At 66.0% G+C, this 2838-nt stretch carries 2 protein-coding genes and 2 pseudogenes; all 4 read right to left on the minus strand.

All coding sequences use genetic code 11. From position 1 onward, the window contains the following. Nucleotides 1–741: pseudogene (locus IT540_RS13815) on the minus strand (F0F1 ATP synthase subunit beta); the annotation flags it as partial. Nucleotides 742–762: 21 nt separating this feature from the next. Next, a complete protein-coding gene (locus IT540_RS13820) occupies nucleotides 763–1164 on the minus strand; it encodes an organic hydroperoxide resistance protein (protein ID WP_291178938.1) in 402 nt (133 codons plus the stop codon). A gap of 22 nt (nucleotides 1165–1186) precedes the next feature. Next, entirely contained in the window at nucleotides 1187–2074 is an 888-nt protein-coding gene (locus IT540_RS13825) for a F0F1 ATP synthase subunit gamma (protein ID WP_291178942.1), read from the minus strand. 152 nt (nucleotides 2075–2226) lie between these two features. Further along, a pseudogene (locus IT540_RS13830) lies at nucleotides 2227–2838 on the minus strand (F0F1 ATP synthase subunit alpha); the annotation flags it as partial.

The raw sequence follows: 2838 nt of genomic DNA on the forward strand, positions 1-2838 counted from the left end.
CTTGTCGCGGAAATCCTCAGCGACCGTGAGGCCCGACAGCGCGACACGCATGCGCGCGCCCGGCGGCTCGTTCATCTGGCCGTACACGAGCGCGCACTTGGAGCCCTTGGTCGAGCCGTTGTTCTTCTTCGGGTCCACGTTGACCTTGGACTCGATCATCTCGTGGTAGAGGTCGTTACCCTCGCGCGTGCGCTCGCCGACGCCGGCGAACACCGAGTAGCCGCCGTGCGCCTTGGCGATGTTGTTGATCAGCTCCATGATGAGCACGGTCTTGCCGACGCCGGCGCCGCCGAACAGGCCGATCTTGCCGCCCTTGGCATACGGCGCCAGCAGGTCGACGACCTTGATGCCGGTGACCAGGATCTGCGCTTCCGTCGCCTGATCGGCGAAGGCAGGTGCCGGCTGGTGGATGGCGCGCACGGCGTTGGTATTGACCGGCCCGGCTTCGTCGACCGGCTCACCGATCACGTTGATGATGCGCCCGAGCGTCTCCTCGCCGACCGGCACCGAGATCGCCGCACCGGTGTCGACGACCTCCTGGCCGCGCACGAGGCCTTCGGTGGAGTCCATGGCGATCGTGCGCACCGTGTTCTCGCCGAGGTGCTGCGCAACCTCGAGAACGAGGCGGTTGCCTTGGTTCTTGGTCTCGAGCGCGTTCAGAATCTCCGGCAGATGTTCGTCGAACTGCACGTCGACGACAGCGCCCATGACCTGGCGAACCTTACCTACCTTGCTTGCCATTTTTCTCTCCAGCCAAAATGCTCAGGCGACCGTGAGCGTCACGGGAATGTTCCCGCGCGTCGCCTTTGAATAGGGACAGATCGTATGCGCTTCCTCGACCAGGGCCTGAAGCGCGGCCTTGTCTGCGCCGGGAAGCGAAACCTTGAGATCGACGGCGAGCGAGAAGCCGTCGTTCGTGTGGAGCGTCACGTCGGCGGTGACCTTTGCTGCCTGACCGTCGAGACCATGCTTTTTCGCGAGCACGAGGATCGCCTGCCCGAAGCACGCCGAGTATCCGGCGGCGAAGAGCTGCTCGGGATTGTGGCCTTCGCCCGACCCGCCGAGATCCTTGGGCAGCGCCATGGCGAGCGCGAGCTTGGTGTCTTCGACAATCGTGCGGCCGTCGCGGCCGCCTTTGGTCGTCGCTGTTGTCTTGTAGGCCATCGTCACCTCCTCGCGGCTGATCTCAGAGCGCTTCCGCGCCCGAGATGATCTCGATGAGTTCCTTGGTGATGTTCGCCTGCCGCTGCCGGTTGTACTTGATGGTCAGCTTGTTGATCATCTCGCCGGCGTTGCGCGTCGCGCTGTCCATGGCGCTCATGCGCGCGCCCTGCTCGGAGGCCGCGTTCTCGAGCAGGCCCCGGAAGATCTGCGTCGAGATGTTGCGCGTAAGCAGGTATCCGAGGATCTGCTCCTCGTCGGGCTCGTATTCGACTACGGCTCGCGCGCTGTCGCCCTGCGCTGCAGCAGCACCTCCCTCTGGCAGCTTCGCCGGAATGAGCTGAAGCGCCGTCGGCTTCTGCGTGATCACGCTCTTGAACTCCGAGAAGTAGAGCGTCGCCACGTCGAACTCACCCGCTTCGAACATGGCGAGCACTTTGCCCGCGATCTCCTCGGCGTTGCCGAACCCGAGCTGCCGCACGCCGCGCAGGTCGAGCCGCTCGACGATGTTGCGCCCGAGGTCGCGCCGCAGGTTGTCGGCGCCCTTGCGGCCTACCGTCAGGATCTTGACCGTCTTGCCTTCGGCGATGAGCCGCTGCGCATCCGCGCGCGCGAGCTTGGCGATGTTGGAGTTAAAGCCGCCGCAGAGGCCGCGCTCGGCGGTCATGACGATCAGGAGATGCGTCTGCTCGCGTCCCGTGCCGACAAGCAGCGGCGAGGCATTGTCGCGGTTGGCGCTCTGGCCGAGGGTGGCGAGCACGGTATCCATGCGCTCCGCGTAGGGACGCGCGGCGGTCGCCGCCTCCTGCGCGCGCCTGAGCTTCGCCGCGGCCACCATCTGCATGGCCTTGGTGATCTTGCGCGTCGCCTTGACGGACGAGATCCGGTTTCTGAGATCCTTCAAGCTCGGCATGGCGCCTTGCTACCCTTGTTTTCTTCGGCTCCCCTCCCTGTCATCCCGGCCGAGCGGCGAAGCCGCGAAGAGCCGAGACCCAGGGGCAGCAGTCTCCCAGGTGGCCCTGGGTCCCGGATCGTGCTGACGCACGTCCGGGATGACACATGGCGCTAGGCCACGAAGTTCTTCGCGAAATTGTCGAGGAACGCGACGAGCTTCTTCTCGGTCTCGTCCGAGACCGCCTTCTCGGCGGCGATCGCCGACAGGATCGACTTCTCGTCGCGCAGTGCCGTGAGCAGGCCCGCCTCGAACTTGCCGACCGCCGGGACGGGCAGCGGATCGAGGTAGCCGCGCGTGCCGGCGAAGATCACCGCCACCTGCTCCTCCATCTTGAGCGGCGAGAACTGCGGCTGCTTCAGGAGCTCCGTGAGGCGCGCGCCGCGCGCGAGCAGCTTCTGCGTCGCCGCGTCGAGGTCGGAGCCGAACTGCGCGAACGCCGCCATCTCGCGATACTGCGCCAGCTCGCCCTTGATCTTGCCGGCGACCTGCTTCATCGCCTTGGTCTGCGCCGAGGAGCCGACGCGCGACACCGAGAGGCCGACGTTCACGGCCGGCCGGATGCCCTGATAGAAGAGGTCGGTCTCGAGGAAGATCTGCCCGTCGGTGATCGAGATCACGTTGGTCGGAATGTAGGCCGACACGTCGTTGGCCTGCGTCTCGATGACGGGCAATGCCGTAAGCGAGCCCTTGCCGGCGGCGTCGCCAAGCTTCGCGGCGCGCTC

This window comes from Hyphomicrobium sp. (assembly GCF_020852195.1).
Classification (GTDB): Bacteria; Pseudomonadota; Alphaproteobacteria; order Rhizobiales; family Hyphomicrobiaceae; genus Hyphomicrobium_C.